The organism is Acidobacteriota bacterium (assembly GCA_012729555.1).
Taxonomy (GTDB): domain Bacteria; phylum Acidobacteriota; class UBA6911; order UBA6911; family UBA6911; genus UBA6911.
The window spans coordinates 14207-30822 of record JAAYCX010000075.1 but is presented as its reverse complement, the minus strand read 5'-3'; the positions used below and the strand labels follow the sequence as shown (position 1 = coordinate 30822).

The 16616-nt window shown below is 70.3% G+C and carries 14 protein-coding genes; 9 read left to right on the top strand and 5 right to left on the bottom strand.

The features are described from left to right. Positions 1 to 160: 160 nt before the first annotated feature. Positions 161 to 1396: a tetratricopeptide repeat protein gene (locus tag GXY47_13225; GenBank protein ID NLV32105.1), complete on the top strand. Its 1236-nt coding sequence runs from the start codon at positions 161 to 163 to the stop codon at positions 1394 to 1396. Between the two features lie 30 nt (positions 1397 to 1426). On the opposite strand, the gene GXY47_13220 is transcribed toward GXY47_13225, so the two are convergent. From GXY47_13220 to GXY47_13210, 3 genes are read right to left on the bottom strand one after another with little or no spacing between them, the layout of a single operon-like run. Beyond that, positions 1427 to 2155 (bottom strand): LUD domain-containing protein, encoded by a 729-nt coding sequence (locus GXY47_13220; protein NLV32104.1) that lies wholly within the window; start codon positions 2153 to 2155, stop codon positions 1427 to 1429. Between the two features lie 41 nt (positions 2156 to 2196). After that, positions 2197 to 3369 carry an aldo/keto reductase gene (locus tag GXY47_13215; protein NLV32103.1) on the bottom strand — a complete coding sequence of 391 codons (1173 nt, stop codon included), beginning with the start codon at positions 3367 to 3369 and terminating at the stop codon, positions 2197 to 2199. Between the two features lie 19 nt (positions 3370 to 3388). Further along, positions 3389 to 3907 (bottom strand): hypothetical protein, encoded by a 519-nt coding sequence (locus tag GXY47_13210; protein ID NLV32102.1) that lies wholly within the window; start codon positions 3905 to 3907, stop codon positions 3389 to 3391. A 196-nt stretch (positions 3908 to 4103) separates the two neighbouring features. Between GXY47_13210 and GXY47_13205 the strand changes: the two genes are divergently transcribed. Continuing rightward, complete coding sequence (locus GXY47_13205; protein NLV32101.1) at positions 4104 to 5141, top strand: hypothetical protein; 1038 nt, start codon at positions 4104 to 4106, stop codon at positions 5139 to 5141. On the opposite strand, the gene GXY47_13200 is transcribed toward GXY47_13205, so the two are convergent. Beyond that, positions 5142 to 6161: a peptidase M4 family protein gene (locus GXY47_13200; GenBank protein NLV32100.1), complete on the bottom strand. Its 1020-nt coding sequence runs from the start codon at positions 6159 to 6161 to the stop codon at positions 5142 to 5144. Between the two features lie 68 nt (positions 6162 to 6229). Further along, a complete protein-coding gene (locus GXY47_13195; GenBank protein NLV32099.1) occupies positions 6230 to 9562 on the bottom strand; it encodes a DEAD/DEAH box helicase in 3333 nt (1110 codons plus the stop codon). A gap of 60 nt (positions 9563 to 9622) precedes the next feature. On the opposite strand from GXY47_13195, the gene lipA reads away from it, so the two are divergent. From lipA to GXY47_13160, 7 genes are all read left to right on the top strand, one after another. Beyond that, positions 9623 to 10498, top strand: a complete 876-nt coding sequence (gene lipA, locus GXY47_13190) for a lipoyl synthase (GenBank protein ID NLV32098.1) — start codon at positions 9623 to 9625, stop codon at positions 10496 to 10498. Between the two features lie 42 nt (positions 10499 to 10540). Further along, positions 10541 to 11845, top strand: a complete 1305-nt coding sequence (locus GXY47_13185; GenBank protein NLV32097.1) for a nodulation protein NfeD — start codon at positions 10541 to 10543, stop codon at positions 11843 to 11845. Positions 11846 to 11872: 27 nt separating this feature from the next. Beyond that, the gene (locus GXY47_13180) at positions 11873 to 12628 is read left to right on the top strand and encodes a slipin family protein (protein NLV32096.1); all 756 of its coding nucleotides are present in this window, start codon (positions 11873 to 11875) and stop codon (positions 12626 to 12628) included. Positions 12629 to 12634: 6 nt separating this feature from the next. Continuing rightward, on the top strand, positions 12635 to 13294 hold the full coding sequence (locus tag GXY47_13175) for a hypothetical protein (GenBank protein NLV32095.1): 660 nt from the start codon (positions 12635 to 12637) through the stop codon (positions 13292 to 13294). Beyond that, positions 13273 to 14799, top strand: coding sequence for an apolipoprotein N-acyltransferase (lnt, locus tag GXY47_13170; protein ID NLV32094.1), 1527 nt, complete (start codon positions 13273 to 13275; stop codon positions 14797 to 14799). The genes GXY47_13175 and lnt overlap by 22 nt, the downstream gene beginning before the upstream one ends. After that, a protein-coding gene (locus tag GXY47_13165; GenBank protein NLV32093.1) for a peptide chain release factor 2 occupies positions 14796 to 15903 on the top strand; the annotation gives its coding sequence in 2 pieces (ribosomal slippage) (positions 14796 to 14867 and positions 14869 to 15903; 1107 coding nt in all). Before lnt ends, GXY47_13165 begins: the two co-directional genes overlap by 4 nt. Positions 15904 to 15940: 37 nt before the next feature. Further along, positions 15941 to 16615, top strand: a complete 675-nt coding sequence (locus tag GXY47_13160; GenBank protein NLV32092.1) for a hypothetical protein — start codon at positions 15941 to 15943, stop codon at positions 16613 to 16615. Position 16616 lies beyond the last annotated feature (1 nt).

Here is a 16616-nt window from a genome sequence, read left to right as displayed (position 1 = left end):
CCGGTACGGCCGCAAGGGTGCCACAAACACCCGTGGCGCGCAACGAAATCCGCAGCGGCCCGGGGGAGGGGAGGGAGCCGGTTGTGTTCGCTCCGCGGATGGTGTATATTAATCATGTCTGGGTTAAAAACCCCAGAAACCCCGCTTTACGGAGGTGCTTATGCTTATTCTCCGGCCCTCGCGCTTGATCCCCCTGCTCCTTCTCCTGCTTCTGCCCGTCGCGCTCTTTGCCCAGCAGAGTTCAGCGCCGAAAGACACGACGCCGTCGACCCCTTCGGTCCCCGCCGCGCCCGCCGCGCCCAGGGTCGTGCCCCAGCCCGGAATCTTCGCCGTTCCCGATTTCCGCCTCCCGCCGCGCGAAATCCAGCCGATCTTCCTCGCGGGGACCGTCATGCGCGAGGACGGGAGCCCTCCTCCCTTCGGCACCATCATCGAACTGGACTGCGGCAGTTCCAAGACGAGGGAGGCTTCGGTGGGGCCGAACGGGTATTTCGCCTTTCAGTACGGCGGGGCGCAGCGGTTCAGTTCGATCGTCCCCGACGCCAGCGAGGGGACCGGTCATATCAACGACGAGGACGCCATCTACTGGAACCCGCTGAGATCGAGCTCCGACTCCCGGATCGAGACGACCACCCCTCTGTACATCCGGCTTTCGGGCTGCGACCTCAAGGCCCAGATCGCGGGCTACCGCTCGAGTTCGCTCACCCTCAACGCCACCAACCTCACCCGGGTCAACACCCTGGGGACCATCATCGTGTACCCGCTCGAGCGGGTGCGCGGCACCGTGGTCAGCGCCGCCAGCCTGATGGCGCCGAAGAAGGCGAAGGAGAAGATGAAGCGGGCGCGCAAGGCCCTGGAGAAGGGGAAGGACGGGGAGTGCGAAGCGCTGCTCAGGGAGGCGATCGCCGAGTACGGGGACTACGGGGAAGCGTGGCTGGAACTGGGCAAGCTCCAGCAGCAGCGCAAGCGGTACCCCGAGGCGCGCGAGGCCTTCGGGCGCGCCCTCGCCGGAGACGCCCTGTACGTTCCTCCCTACGTGGCGCTGGGGTGGCTCAACGCCCTGGAGCAGAGGTGGGAGGAAGCGGCCGACGTCATCGAAAAGGCGCTGGATCTCGATCCGGTGAGCTTCCCCGAGGCCTATTACCTGAGCGCGCTGGCCCACTACAACCTGGGGGATTACGATCAGGCCGGAAAGCGGGCGGAGCAGACGGTCCTCAGGGACAGTACCCACCAGTTCCCCAAGATACACCTGATCCGGGCGAACCTGTTCTCCCTGCGGCGCGACCCGGCGGCGGCCGACGAGGCGATGCGGCTCTACCTCAGGCACGCGCCGGACGCCCCGGAGGCGGAGCAGGTCCGGGCGCGGCTGGAGAACGGGCGCCCCGGCATCCCCTGAAAGCGCTGACGCCGGATCCGTCGGGCGCTCCTACGCGCCCGGCGCGCCCTTTCCCTCCCGGGCCTGCGCGAGCGCGGCGCGGAATCTGTCGATTTCGACCCGGTAGGCGGTCTTGATCCGGTCGATCCGCTCCGCGGGCCAGGCCGGGTCCCACCCCAGCCCCAGGTCCTCTGCCGCCAGGACGATGGAAAACTGCGCCCCTGGGGGGCGGCGGGAGATGATGGTGGTGACGTTGCAGATCCGCTGGGGCGAACTGCAGTCGCTGCAGGTTTCGGTCCGGGCGCAGGGGGTGTCGACCCCCAGGCACTTCGCGTGGTAGGGGGCGATGACGTGCTGCACGCGGTCGAGCGCCTCGTCGACGTCGGCGACGATCTTGTTGACGCCGATGAGGAGGATGACGCGCCGCATCCCGTAGGCCATGGCCGCCACCCGGTTTCCCATCCCGTCGATGTTGACGATCTTTCCGTCCAGGGTGAGGGCGTTCGCGCTCACCAGCAGCACGTCGCGGCGCCCGCGCGCCGGATCCTCCTCCCCCGGGGCCGGGAAGTCCAGACCCGGGTTGCCGCGCTCGCGCAGCAGGTCCAGGAGCCCCAGCTGACCCACCGACACCGACCCCGCCATCTCGAGCCGGGCGTCCGGCTCGATCCAGTCGAGGATGACGGGGACCGCGCTCTCGGCCTTCTCGACGCAGATGACGGGATCGAAGCCGTTGTGCTTGAGCGCCGCGGCGGCGATGTCCATCTTTTCTCTCTCGGTCATTCCTCTCCTTTCCGGCCCGGGGGCGCGTGCGGCCCGGCCGATCAGTCCTGTTTCGGCGGCGCCCCGAAGAGGCCGTGGACCTCCTTGAGCTCCCGGATGATGTCGATCTGCTGCGGGCACTTGTCCATGCAGTCGCCGCACTCGACGCAGCCGGAAGCGCGCTCCTGGGCTGGCATCAGGTTGCCGTAGAAGAAGCTGCAGAACTCCCGCCCCGGGAACATGAAATAGTCGTTGTAGAGCTGGAAGTTGTGCGGGATGTCGACGCCGCTGGGGCAGGGCATGCAGTAGGCGCAGCCGGTGCAGTCCACCTTGACCATCTCCCGGTAGAGGGCGCGCACCTGGTCGAACCGGGCGAGTTCCTCCCCGGAGAGGGAATCGGGCGCGGCGTCGCGGACGGTGCGCGTGTGCTCCTGCAGCTGCTCGAGGGTGCTCGAGCCGGTCAGCACGGTCGAGACGCCGGGGTGGTTCCAGACCCAGCGCATCGCCCATTCCGCGGGGCTGCGGCGGACCGGGGCTGCGTCCCACTGCGCCTGGACGCGGGCCGGGACCCTGTGGACCAGCTGCCCGCCGCGCAGCGGCTCCATCACCACCACCCCGATATTCCGGGCGGCGGCGTACTGGAGCCCCTCCGCGCCGGCCTGGTAGGCGCGGTCGTAGAAATTGTACTGGATCTGGCACACGTCCCAGTCGTGGGCGTCGATGATCGACTTGAAGACCTTGATTTCGTCGTGAAAGGAAAAGCCCGCCGCCCGGATGCGCTCCTCGGCCTTGAGCCGGTCGAGGAACTCGAGCACCCCCAGCCCCTTCATCTTGTCCCAGAAGGGGCGGTTGAGGCTGTGGATCAGGTAGACGTCGAGGTAGTCGGTCTGGAGCTTGGCGAGCTGCTCCTCGAACACCCGGTCGAAGTCCTCCCGCTTCTCGATGTTCCAGACCGGGAGCTTGGTCGCGATCATCACCTTCGTGCGGACCGGGCGGAGAACCTTCCCTATGTACCTCTCGCTCTGGCCGCCGTGATACCCGTAGGCCGTATCGAAGTAGTTCACCCCCTCGTCCAGGGCGTGGCGGACCATCCGGTCCGCGTGCTCCTCGTCGATCGGGATCTTCGGGTCGAACCCGGCGAGCCCTCCGGGGTTGCCCACCATCGGCAGGCGCATCGCCCCGAACCCCAGGATCGAAACATCCAGATCGGTCTTCCCCAGTTTGCGGTAGCGCATCTCTCCTCCTCCGGTTTTCCTATTTCCGCGCCTCGGCCCCGAGTCGGGCGACGGCCTCCAGGGCGGCCGCCTCGAGGGCGCCGAGCTCTTCGTCGGTGGGCGCAGGGTAGACCGACACCAGCAGCGTCTTCACCCGTTCCCGCGCCTCGGCCCCGGCGCCGTATCCGGCGCGGGCGGCGAGCGCGTACCACACGTAGGCGTCGGTGGGATCCTCCACGACGCCCGTCCCGTTCTCGTAGGCCTGCCCGACGCAGTACTGCGCCCGGCCCTCCCCCCGGTGGGCGAGCGCCGCGCAGGTCATGAAATCGGTCCGCGGCGTCTCTCCGCCCCCGGCCGTCATCCGGGCGAGGATCGCGTCGAGCGCGGAGGCGCGCTCCGCTTCGGTCATCGGCGCCGTGCGCCCCATCCACTCGACGATCTCGGTGTCGTCGGGCCGCGTCACGGCGTCCTCGTCGACCGCGGGGAGCGGGCCGGCGGGCGCCGCGCCCCCCCACCCGAAAAGAAACATAAGGGCCACAAGAAAACAACGTGCGTGCATGCGTCCTCCAAAATCAGGCGGAATCTTCCGGAATCGGGCGGATGCGTAACCGCCGCCCGGTTTCGCAAGTATCGTAACCTGTCGGGCCCTTCCTGGCAACTTCGATGAGGCGGATAGGGCGGGGTTTCGCCGCCGGGCGGGTTTGGGGTAAGATCACGGGTCGGACCGCCACGGCCCGAGGAAAGGGAGGAAAAGCATGGAACTGACCGAGACGCTCAAAGGGACCTTCGCCCCGCTCGCGGACTACATCGCCGCGCACCCCGAAATCATCCTGGCCGGAAACGAGGTCTCGATCCCCCAGGAGGTGCGCGGGGAGTTCTACCGCCGTTTCGACGAGGCGCGCCGCGCCGTCGTCGTCTCCCACCTCGACTCCCTTCCCGTGGACGCGGCGGCGCTGGCGCGGCGGACGGCCGAAGTGGAAAGGGAAGTGACCGGCCTTTTGGGGCTCCAGCGGATCGACGCGCCGGTGGACCTCGCCTCCTTCCTGGAAAATCCCGCCGAGGGGCTCGCCCGCGTCCTCTACAACCGGATGTTCGACCTGCTCCAGGGGAAGCTCAGCGGGGAGGAATTCGAGGCGCAGGCGGGGGAGGACATCCGCGCGGCGGCCGTGCAGCTCTACCGTCTCGGCTACGAGCGCTGGGCCGCGCTCTCCATCATCAGGATGCTCGACCCGGAAGAGGGCTTCGGGGTGGAGCTCGACGAGGACTCGAAACCCTTCCTCGCGCCGCTCAGGGAGATCGCCTTCGGCCGGCAGGCGCACCACCCGACGATGCGGCTGCCGGAGTTCGTCCTGCGCCTGCGGGGCTCCGGGCGCCTGGTCGCGGTGAAGGTGCCCCTGGCGCGCGAGGTGGACGGCTACGGCGTGCGCTACAAGCCCGCGGTGCGCCCCAGGAAGAAGACGGGGGACACCTCCTATACCCTCGACAGCCGGGTGATCCTCCTGTCGCTCATGGAATCGCCCGGGAGCATCCCCGTCTTCGCCGACATCTACGAATGCACCCGCACGAGCCCCGACGTGATGATCGAGTTCGCGGCCGCCGGGGAACTCGAGGACTCCTTCGCGCTCGACCTGGTCCGCAAGCACCTCTGGGACCTGAAGCCCAAGGACGGGGGGAGCGTGGTGGTGATCGGCCCTCTCCCCGCCGAGCCGCCCGATCTGCCCGGGGCGCGCCTCGTCGCCCCCTGCTTCGACACGGCCGGGCTGGGCGCGCTCATCGAACCGCTGCGGGCCTGATTAGAGGCCGACCGCCGCCCAGGACTCCCGCGTTGCCTTTTGCTCCGGGCTGTTCGGCCCGTAGAGTTCCCCCGCCGCGGTGACGGAGCGGGAACAGGCCTCCCGGAAGGTGGAGTTGGGGCGGAGCTTGTCGCAGAGGGTCCGGTACCAGATCTGCCCCGCCCTTTCCCACGCGTACCCCCCGAGGCGCAGGGCCAGCTCGCAGAAGGCGCGATTGGGGATCCCCGAGTTCAGGTGCACCCCGCCGTTGTCCTCGCTCGTGTCGACGTAGTCCCTCATGTGCCCGGGCTGGGGATCCTTTCCCAGTACCGGGTCGTCGTAGGCCGTCCCCGGCTCCCTCATCGAGCGCAGCGCGCGGGCGCCCACCCCGGGGCGGAACAGGCCCACGCCGATGAGCCAGTCCGATTCTTCGGCCGTCTGGCGGCGCCGGTACTGTTTGACCAGGATCCCGAACACGTCGGCGAACGACTCGTTCAGGGCGCCCGGCTGGCCCCGGTAGACCAGGTCGGCCTCGTACTGCACCATGCCGTGGGCCAGTTCGTGGCCGATGACGTCGAGCGCCCGGGTGAAGGGGCCGAAGATCACCCCGTCGCCGTCGCCGTAGACCATCTGCCGCCCGTTCCAGAAGGCGTTGTCGTAGTCCTTCCCGTAATGGACGGTGGCGTCGAGCCGCATCCCCCGGTCGTCGACGGAGTTGCGCTCGAACACCTTGCGCCACATCTCGTAGGTGGCACCGGCGCCGCTGTAGGCCTCGTTGACCCGCGGGTCGCCGCTCGCCGCGCTCCCCTCGGAGCGCACGAGCCTGCCGGGAAGGTCGTAGCGGTTGCGCGCGTCGTAGACCGAGCGCCGCAGCCGCCCGGGGACCACGGCGAGCCGGGTGAGGGGGGGGAGGGCGCGCCGCTCCCCCCGGATCTGTTCCGAATCGGTCAGGGTGGCCCACGCCAGCGCCTGCTGGCGCCGGCTGCCGTTGACCGCGATCGATCGCAAGAGGTAGGGGGGAATGATGCCGTGACGGATCATGGGGCCTCCTTGGTTGAGGCCGAATGTAAACCAGACGGGCCGGCGGAGGCAAGACTAATTTCGAATGTTCAATCGAGCAGCAGGGCCAGGTCCTCGGGGTCGAGGGAGGCGAGGAGGCTGTTGTCCTCGCGGATGATGGCGTCGGCGATCTCGCGCTTGCTCTCCTGCAGCGCCAGGACCTTTTCCTCGACCGTGTCGCGGGCGATGATGCGGTAGGCGAAGACCGAGCGGGTCTGGCCGATCCGGTGGGTGCGGTCGACCGCCTGGGCCTCGACGGCGGGGTTCCACCAGGGGTCGAGGAGGTAGACGTACTCGGCCGCGGTCAGGTTCAGGCCGAGGCCCCCGGCCTTGAGGCTGATGAGGAAGAGGGGGCAGCCGGGGTCGTTCTGGAAGCGCTCCACGGCGCGGGCGCGGTCGCGCGTCTGCCCGTCGAGGTACTCGTAGGCGATCCCGGCCGAGTCCAGGCGCCGGCGCAGGATGGCCAGCATCGAGGTGAACTGCGAGAAGACCAGGGCCTTGTGCCCCTCGTCGATCACCTCCTCCAGCTGCGGCACCAGCATGTCGAGCTTCGCGCTCGACTCGGCGGCGCGGGCGGGGTCGACCAGGCCGGGGTGGATCGCCGCCTGGCGCAGCCGCAGCAGCGCCTCCAGGATGTGCATCTGCGACCGGGCCATCCCCTCGCTCCGGATCCGGCCCAGGAGCGAGCGGCGGTAGTGCTCCCGCAGCTCGTCGTACAGGGCGCGCTGCGCCGGCTCCAGCTGGCAGAAGAGGGTCTGCTCCACCTTCTCCGGCAGGTCGCGCGCCACCTGGGCCTTGGTCCGGCGCAGGATGAGGGGGCGCAGCGCCCGGGCGACGAGCGCCCGGGTCTCCTCGTCGAGCCGGTCCGCCCCGCGGCCCAGGCGCAGGACCGAGGCCGAGCCGAGCATCCCCGGGTTGAGGAACTCGAACAGGCTCCAGAGCTCCCCCAGGTGGTTTTCGATCGGGGTCCCGCTCAGGGCCAGGCGGCGGCGCGCGCGCAGCAGGCGCGCGGCCTTGGCCGACGCGGTCGAGGCGTTCTTGATCGCCTGGGCCTCGTCGAGGATGACGTAGTCGAACTCCTTCTCGCGCAGCAGCGGGGCGTCGCGCCGCAGCGTCCCGTAGGTGGTGAAGACCGCGTCGTAGCCGTCGAAGCGTCCCGGGTCTCGTTCGCGGTCGCTCCCGGTGTGCTCGAGCACGCGCAGGCCGGGCGTGAAGCGGCGCGCCTCCTCGACCCAGTTGAAGACCAGCGAGCGCGGCATCACCACGAGCGAGGGGGCGCCCCCCGGCCCGCGGAGCGTGCGGCGCTCCTCGAGCAGCGCCAGCACCTGGATCGTCTTGCCGAGCCCCATGTCGTCGGCCAGGCATCCCCCAAGGTTGAAGCGCTCGAGAAAGTGGAACCAGCCGAGCCCCTCGCGCTGGTACTCCCGCAGCTCCCCCCGGAACCCCGGCGGGGCGTCGGCGGGGAGGATCCCCTCGAAGCGGCGCATTTCGTCGCGGATGTGGCCGAAGAGGGCGTCGCAGCTCACCTCGGGCCCGGTCTCGAGCAGCGCGTCGAGCAGCCCCACCTGGTGGGTCCGGAAGCGCACGTGGTCCCCCTCCTCCTTTCCCAGCCCCGCCAGGATGCGGTATCTCTGCACCCACTCCTCCGGGAGCATGCCGTAGCCGCCGTCGTCGAGCCGGACCGCCCGCTGGCGGCGCCGGAGCGCGGCCAGCAGGCGGGGGATCGGGACGCTGCTGCCGCCGAAGTCGGCGGCCCCGTGCAGTTCGAACCAGTCGATGCCCGAGGTCACGCGGAGCGTCAGCGCGCCGGGGCTGCGGAACGTCTTCCCGTCGGCCTCCACGTGCCACCCGGCGCCGACCAGGTCCCGGACGGCGCCGGCCAGGCGGTTTTCGGTGATCGACCAGGCGGTGGCGCCGCGCACTCCCCGGCGGGGGCGGAACCCCGCCTGCTCGAGGAGCAGGCGCGCGGCGCGCTCCCCCTCCGGGTCGCGCAGGATGCGCCTGCGCTCCCGGACCACGGGGATGGAGGTCGAGCCGTCACCGTCGGCGACGGTCCGGTCGAGGTAGCCGAACTCGAGTTCCGCCGCGAGGTAGGGGGCGCCCCAGGGCTCCTTGCGGGTGCGGATGCGCACGACCGGGCGCAAGGGGGGGGCCACCTCCTCCAGGCGCAGCTCCGCGGGAAGGCGCAGGGGGGGGGCCGTGCGGATCCCCATCATCGTTTCGATCCACGCGTCCGCCTCGGCGGCGGGGACGAAGAACGGGCCCTCGCGCCGGAAGAAGGAGACCCATTCGGGGGGGCCGGTGCAGGGAGCCAGCGTTTCGTCAAGGAGCAGGACCCCTTCGGCGAAGATGCGGTCCGGGGCGTCGGCCGGCAGGCGCTCGCCGTCGCGGAAGAAGGCGCCCGCAATCTCGTAGCGCTCCTCGCCGGGCGCCCGCCGCGCCTCCACCTCGAAGGTCCAGCTCTCCCCCCCGTCCCATTTGAGGGGGCGCAGCTCCTCCTCCTCCGCGCGGTGGAAAAGGCGGCCGGTGTCCGAAATGAGCGGGAGGAGGAGGGCGAGATCGGCCGCCGCGGGCTGGAAGCGGAGGTTCGACGGGTAGGAGCCGAAATACCAGGCGTCGCGTTTGACCCCGACGAGGCGCGCGAGGATGTCCCGGTCGAGGGGGTGGCCGAAATCGGGGACCCCGTCGCGGAACGCTTCGAGCGGCCGGGGCTTTTTCCATCCGCCGTTCTTTTTGGGGTCGCGCGCCTCGATCTGGATGACCAGGGGGGCGTGGGCCAGCCGCTTGGAGCGCTCGATGACGTAGAGGATCTGCCGCCCCTCGGGCCAGGAAGCGGCCGGCGCCTGGGGCGCGGCCGCGCGCCGCATCCCCTCGAGCAGGCGGCGCCACTCCCCCGCGCCGCGCCTCCCCCCCTCGTCCCCCGGGTCCTCGGGCGGCTCCCCGACCCGGGCGGCTCCCTCCGGGAAGGCTCCGCCGGCCGGGGCCGCGTCTTCGAAACGGTCGAGGTCCGCGTCGTCGAAATCCTCGTCCTCCTCCCCGTCCGGGTCGAACCCCTCGCCGTCGAAGGCGGCCGGGGCCAGGGCGCGGGGGAAGGAGGGGGCCCATTGCTCGAAATGGTTCCGCCGCTCGAGTTCGAGCAGGGCGGCCCAGACGTGCTCGCACACCGCGAGAGTGTTCTCGAAGCGGGCGCAGTCGCAGGAATAGACCAGCTCCCCGAGCTCGTTTTCCAGGTCCACGGTCGAGGGGGGGTCCGCCGCCACCTGCGCGGAGACGAACTCCTCGTCCGCGAAGAGGATTCGGACCCCCCCGCGGTCGAAGACCTCCCGCCCCCGCAGCTTCGCGTTCCGGCTTACGCGCCGGCCGATCCGGTCGAGTAGAGACATAAACGATACAGTATACCGCGCCGGGAGAAGGGATCCCAGCCTCAAGCGGTTCTTTGTGCTATGATGGGGGCACGTATGAAACATCGAGGCCCGCGCCCGGCATGGCTCAAGGTGAGACTCCCCTCCGGCGAGGGGTATGTCAGGCTCAGGAAGCTGGTCGAGGGGGAACGGCTGCACACCGTCTGCCAGGACGCCCGCTGCCCCAATATCGGGGAATGCTGGGGCGCCGGCACCGCCACCTTCATGATCCTGGGGGACGTGTGCACGCGCGGGTGCCGTTTCTGCGCCGTCGCGAGCGGCAGGCCGCTCGCGCCCGACCCGGACGAGCCGCGGCGGGTGGCGGTGGCGGTCGAAAAGCTGCGGCTGCGGTACGTGGTCGTCACCTCGGTCGACCGGGACGACCTCCCCGACGGCGGCGCCTCGATCTTCGCCGAGACGATCCGGCGGGTCCGCACCACGGCCGGGCCGATCCGGATCGAGGTCCTCATTCCCGATTTCGGCGGGGACCCCGGGGCGCTCGAGACGGTGGTCGCGGCCGCCCCGGACGTGCTCGGGCACAACGTGGAGACGGTGCCGCGCCTCTACCCGCTCGCGAGGCCCGGGGCGCGCTACGAGCGCTCGCTCCAGCTGCTCCGCCGCGCCAGGGCCCTGGGGACCGGGATGAGGACGAAGTCGAGCCTGATGCTGGGGCTCGGGGAAACGGACGCGGAGGTGCGCGCCGTGCTCGCGGACCTGCGGGGGGCCGCGGTCGATTTCCTCACCCTCGGGCAGTACCTGCAGCCCACGCGCGCCTCGCTCCCGGTGGAGCGCTTCGTCCCGCCGCGCGAGTTCGCCCGGCTCCGGGAACACGCCCTCTCGATCGGCTTCCGCCACGTCGCCTCCGGCCCGCTGGTCCGCTCCTCCTACCAGGCGCACGAAGCGTTCGCGGGGCGCTGAACCCGTCGCTGTGCTATGATAGGAACAAAGGTCGTTCCCGATATGAAAAGCATCCTCTGCGCGGTGATGTTTCTCCTCTCTGTCCCGGCCGCCCCGGCGGCGGACCCGGTGGCCCGCATCGAGGTCGCGGGCGCCATCGACCCGGTCACGGCCGAGTTCGTGGTGCGCGGCATCGAGCGGGCGGAATCGGAGGGGGCCGCTCTCGTGCTCCTGCGGCTCGACACCCCCGGCGGGTTCGGCGCCTCCATGGAGGCCATCATCGCGCGCATGCTGCGAAGCCGCGTCCCCGTCGTCGTCTGGGTGGGGCCGGGGGGGGCGAAGGCGGCCTCGGCCGGGTTCTTCATCCTGCTCGCCGCGGACGTGGCCGCCATGGCGCCGGGGAGCGCGACCGGGGCCGCCCACCCGCTCCTGGCCGTCGGGGGCTTCCCGGTCGACGGCGGGGAGGCGGGGAAGACGCTGTCCGACAAGGTCACCAGCAACGCCACCGCCTACCTGCGCAGCATCGTGACGCGGCGGGGGCGCAGCCCGGAGGAGGCGGAAAAGGGGGTGACCGAGAGCAAGTCGTTCACGGAGGCGGAGGCGCTGGCGGCGGGGCTCATCGACCTGGTGGCTGGGAGCGAGGCGGAACTCCTCGGGGCCCTCGAGGGGCGCCGCGTGCGGATGTTCTCGGGGGAGGAGCGGATCCTCGCCACGGCGGGCGCCGCGGTGGTGCGCTACGAGATGACGTGGCGCGAGCGGGCGCTCGCGGCCGTGTCGCAGCCGAACCTGGCGCTCCTCCTGGGGCTCGTGGGGGTGATCCTCCTCTATTTCGAATTTTCCAACCCCGGTTTCATCGTCCCCGGCGTCGTCGGCGGGATCTGCGTGCTCCTGGCGGTCCTGGGGCTCTCGCTCCTGCCGATCAACCATGTCGGCGTGCTCCTCCTCCTGCTGGCGGTCGGGCTGCTCGTCGCCGAGGTCAAGGTCGGCGGTTTCGGGGTGCTGGGGATCGGGGGGATCGTGTCGATGGTCATGGGTATGATGATGCTTATCGATTCCCCGGACCCGGCGGTCCGGATCGGCCTCTACACGGCCCTCGCCCTGGCCCTCCCCTTCGCGGTGATCTCGCTCATCCTCCTGGTCGCGCTGATCCGGTCCCTGGGCCAGCGGGCGGCCACCGGGGACGAGGGGATGGTGGGGCTCGAGGGGGTGGCCGACACCGCCATCGGGGCCGCCGGCCGGGTCCTGGTGCGGGGGGAGTACTGGGCCGCGCGCGCGGAGGCCCCCATCGCGGCGGGGAAGCGGGTGCGTGTCGTCGGGGTGGACCACCTCACCCTGACGGTGGAGGAAACGACCGACGGGGGTGACTGACCGTCTGGAGTCCTAAGGGAGGGCGTTATGGGATCGATGTGGATGTTGGGCCTCATCATCGTGCTCTTGTACCTCTGGAGCACGATCCATATTCTGAAGGAGTACGAGCGCGGGGTGGCCTTCCGCCTGGGACGGCTGGTCCCCAAGGCGATGGGGCCGGGCATCGTCTTCATTTTCTGGCCCGTCTACCGGATGGTGCGGGTGAGCCTGCGGACCGTCACCCTCGACGTCCCCCCGCAGGACACCATCACGCGCGACAACGTCTCGGTCAAGGTCAACGCCATCGTCTATTTCCGCGTGATGAACGCCCCGCGGGCGATCGTGGAGGTGGAGGACTATCTCTACGCGACCTCGCAGCTGGCGCAGACGACGCTCCGCTCGGTGCTCGGCGAGGTCGACCTGGACGACCTGCTGAGCCACCGGGAGATGCTCAACGTCCGGCTGCAGGAGATTCTCGACCGGCATACGGACATCTGGGGGATCAAGGTGAGCCTGGTGGAGGTCAAGCAGGTCGACCTGCCGCAGGAGATGCAAAGAGCTATGGCGAAGCAGGCCGAGGCGGAACGGGAAAAACGTGCTAAGATCATTCACGCCGACGGCGAGTTCCAGGCGTCGGCGAAACTGGCGGAGGCGGCGGGCATCATCAACCGGGAACCGGTGGCCCTGCAGCTCCGCTACCTGCAGACGTTGACCGAAATCGGCACGGAGAAGAACACCACCGTGGTCTTTCCCGTGCCCATCGACATGATCAAGGCCTGGATGGAACCCAGGAAACAGGGGTAAATCTTCATGACGGATCGCGAACCTGAGGCCGGACACGAACTGGTGCTCGATAATCGAAAACTCATCATCGCTTTTGCCGTGCTGATCGCCATCTGCGGCGCCTTCTTCGTCCTGGGCTTCATGGAGGGGCGGCGGCAGGGGTTCCAGGACGGGATGCAGACGGCGCTCGAAACGGCGCCCGGAAGCCCGGCGCCGACGGCCGGAACGCCGGGGGAATCCGCGGCCGCCGGGCCGAAAGAGGAGATCGCCGAGAGCGACCTCGAATGGTACCGCAGCGTGAACCGGCGCGAGGGGGATCCCTCGATCGCCCCCAGGCTGGACCCCGCCCCCGGGCCCGCGGGGAAGGCCGAGCCGGAGCCGAAAGCTGAAGCGGCGCCCAGGCAGGCGGCCCCGGCCTCCCCGCCCGCCCGGCGGCCGCAGGCCCGGGCGGCCTCCGACGGGGTCACCTATTCGGTGCAGGTAGGGGCGTTCCGGGCGCGGCGCGAAGCGGAGAGCGCCGGGCGCAGCCTCCGGGAGAAGGGGTTCACCGGCAGGATCGAGGTCCCCGATTCCCCCGATGGGTTCTACCTGGTCAAGGTCGGGAGGTTCGGGACCCGGGCCGAGGCGGCCGCCATGCAGCTCCGGCTCAAAAGCAGCGGCTTCAAGTGTTTCATCAAGGCGAACTGAAGAGGGCGCTCCCGGCGGTCCTCTCCGGGCTCCTCCTCGCGGCCTCCTTCCCGGCCGCGGGGCTGGGGGCGCTCGCGTGGGTCGCGTGGGTCCCGCTCCTCGTGGCGGTCGCCCGCGCGCGCGGCCGGGGGGGCGCCTTCGGGGCGGGCCTCCTGGCCGCCGGGATCTACACCGGCATCCTGCTCGCATGGATCCCCGGGGTGCTCGTGCGCCACGGCGGCATGGCGCCCGTTCCCGCCTGGGGCGCCTACGCGGCGCTCGCGGCGCTGCTCGCGCTCTACCCCGCCGCCGCCTGCCTCCTCGTCAAGCACCTGATGCTGCGGGGGGGGAGGGGGTGGATCCTCGCTTTCCCCGCAGCCTGGGTGCTGGGCGAATACGCCCTCTCCCTCTCCCCCTTCGGGGGGCTCCCCTGGCTCCTGGCGGGCTACACCCAGGCCGATTGGCTCCCCGTCATCCAGATCGCCGACCTCGCCGGGGTCTACGGCGTCTCCTTCCTCGTCCTCGCGCTCAACACGGCCGCGGCCCGGGCCCTCGTGGCCGGGGGGTGGGGCGCCCGCCTGGCCCCCCTCGGCGCGGCGGGCGCCCTGCTCCTCGTCTCCCTCCTCTACGGCGCGCACCAGCTCGAGCGCTGGGGAAAGGTCGAGCCGCGCTACCGGGCGGCCATGCTCCAGGGGAACATCGGTGCGGGGGAGTCGGAGGCGGCCCAGGCGGAAAAATTCCAGCAGGGGTATGTCGCCATGGCCGACCGCCTCCCGCCCGGGGAGATCGACCTCCTGGTCCTGCCCGAATCCCCGGCCCCGAGCATCTGGCAGCTCGACGCGGGCTACCGCCGCGCGATGCGGGAGCTGGCGGCCCGCTTCCCCCTCGGGCTGGTCCTCAGCAACATCCGGCTGGAGGGGGAACGCTACTTCAACAGCGCCTTTTTCATCGACCGCCGCGGGGAGGTCGCCGGGATCTACGACAAGATCCACCTGGTCCCCTTCGGGGAGTACATCCCGGGGTCCGGCTTCCTCTCCTTCGTCGAGAGGATCTCCAGCGACATCGGGGCGTTTTCGCCCGGGGGGGACCCCGGGGTCTTTTCGCTCGGCGGGAACCCCGCCTCCGCCCTCATCTGCTTCGAGGCGGTTTTCCCCTCCCTGGCGCGGGAGGTCACCCGCCGCGGGAGCGGGCTGCTCCTGAACCTCACCAACGACGAATGGTACGGCCCGAGCGCGGCCCCCTTCCAGCACCTGGCCATCAGCCGATTCCGGGCGGTGGAGAACCGCCGCTACCTCCTGCGGGCGGCCAACAGCGGGGTCACCGCCTGCATCGAGCCGACCGGCCGCATCCAGTCCGCCACCGGGATCCTCCATCAGGCTCTCGGGCGGGGAAGCTTCCGGTTCGTGCGGGAGCAGGGCGTCTACACCCGTTATGGGGACGTTTTCATTTTGCTGTGTGCTATCATTCTGCTGGTTTCCGTCCTCTGGGCGGAACGGAAAAAGCGGAGACAACTTCGGAGGCGATGATGCTCGAGGAGCTGAAGGAAAGGGTGAGTGCGGTCGAGGAAAAGATAACGATGGTCCGAGGTTATCTTTGATGCGGAAAACAAGCGCGCCCGGATTCTCGAGCTGGAGAAGGCGATAGCGAAGCCCGATTTCTGGAACGACCAGGAGGATGCGCAGAGGACGCTGCAGGCGCGCAGCCGGCTGGAGAAGGACATCGAGACCGACTCGCGGCTCGGGCGGGAGGGCGAAGACCTCCTGGCGCTGGCCGAACTGGCGGGCGAGGGGGAGGACTGCGCCGGGGAGCTCCTCGGGGAGGTGACCCGGCTCGAGGCCGAGATCCGGCACACCGAAATCCGCATGCTGCTCGGCGGCGAGCACGACGCCAGCAACGCCATCGTCACCATCCACCCGGGCGCGGGCGGCGTCGACAGCCAGGACTGGGCCGCGATGCTGGTGCGGATGTACCTGCGCTGGGGGGAGCGCGCGGGCTACACCATGAAGATGCTGGATTACCAGCCGGGGGAGGAGGACGGGATCAAGTCGGCCACCTTCATCGCCGAGGGGGACTACGCCTTCGGTTACCTGTCGACCGAGAGCGGGGTGCACCGCCTGGTGCGGATCTCCCCCTTCGGGGGGATGGACAAGCGCCAGACCAGCTTCGCCAGCGTCTACGTCTACCCCCAGATCGATGACCGGATCGAGATCCAGATCGACGAAAAGGACCTGCGCATCGACACCTACCGCTCCTCGGGGGCGGGGGGGCAGCACGTCAACGTCACCGATTCGGCCGTGCGCATCACCCACCTGCCGACCGGGATCGTGGTCGCCTGCCAGAACGAGCGCTCCCAGATCCGCAACCGCGAAATGGCCCGCACGGTGCTGAAGGCGCGCCTGTACGAGCTGGAACTTTCGAAGAAGCGCCAGCAGCTGCAGGCCGTGGAGGACAGCAAGCTCGACATCGGGTTCGGGAGCCAGATCCGGAGCTACGTCCTGCACCCTTACCGGATGGTCAAGGACCACCGCACCCGGTACGAGACGTCCGACGCCGACCGGGTGCTCGACGGCGACATCGAGGACTTCATCTACCAGTACCTGGTCCACCGGGGGGTGCGGGGCCGCGCCTAGCGGGCGGCCGCGGGGCGGGGCCGAAGGGGAGGAGAATATGGCGGACATCCGGCGCAGGTTTTACATGGGGCTGGCGGTCTTCGTCCTGCTGGTGGGAATCCCGCTCGGGGTCGTCCCCGGGCTGCGCCACCGCCTCTTCGATCGGGCGCACTCCCTCCGGGCCGCGATCACGGGGGAGCCGGCGCCCGCCATGGCCACGGCGGGGGCGGCGGCCGAACCCTACCCCGAGGAATTCGAACTGCCGCCTTCGCCGCCGCCTTCGCCGCCTCCGGCGGCTAGGGCGGCTACGCCCCCGGTAAAGGCGCCCCCCGCCGCGGCGCCCGCGGGCGCCCGGACGCGCCCGCGCCTCGTGCCCCAGGGGGGCGAGGGGGCGCGCAAGGCCCCCCCGCTGGTGCGCGAGGCGCCTTCGCCGGCGCCGCCGGCGGCGGCGCCCGAGGCCCCGGACGACGGGCTCCCCTACGGGCAGGGGGAGATCGAGCGGCAGGCCTACGAGTTGGTGCTCAAGTCCCAGAAGAAGCTGGCGGCGATGGTGGCCGGGGACGACCCCGGGCTCGAATTCAGGGGGTGGGGGGCCGTCCGCCGGGGGGAGGACCTGTACTGGGTGCGGGTGACGTTCGACGGCCCGGACGGGGCGGAGGAGTACATCTGGCAGGTCCGGATCTCCCTCGGGGAAATCACTCCCCTGAGCTTCAATGCCCGCAGCCTGTTCTGAA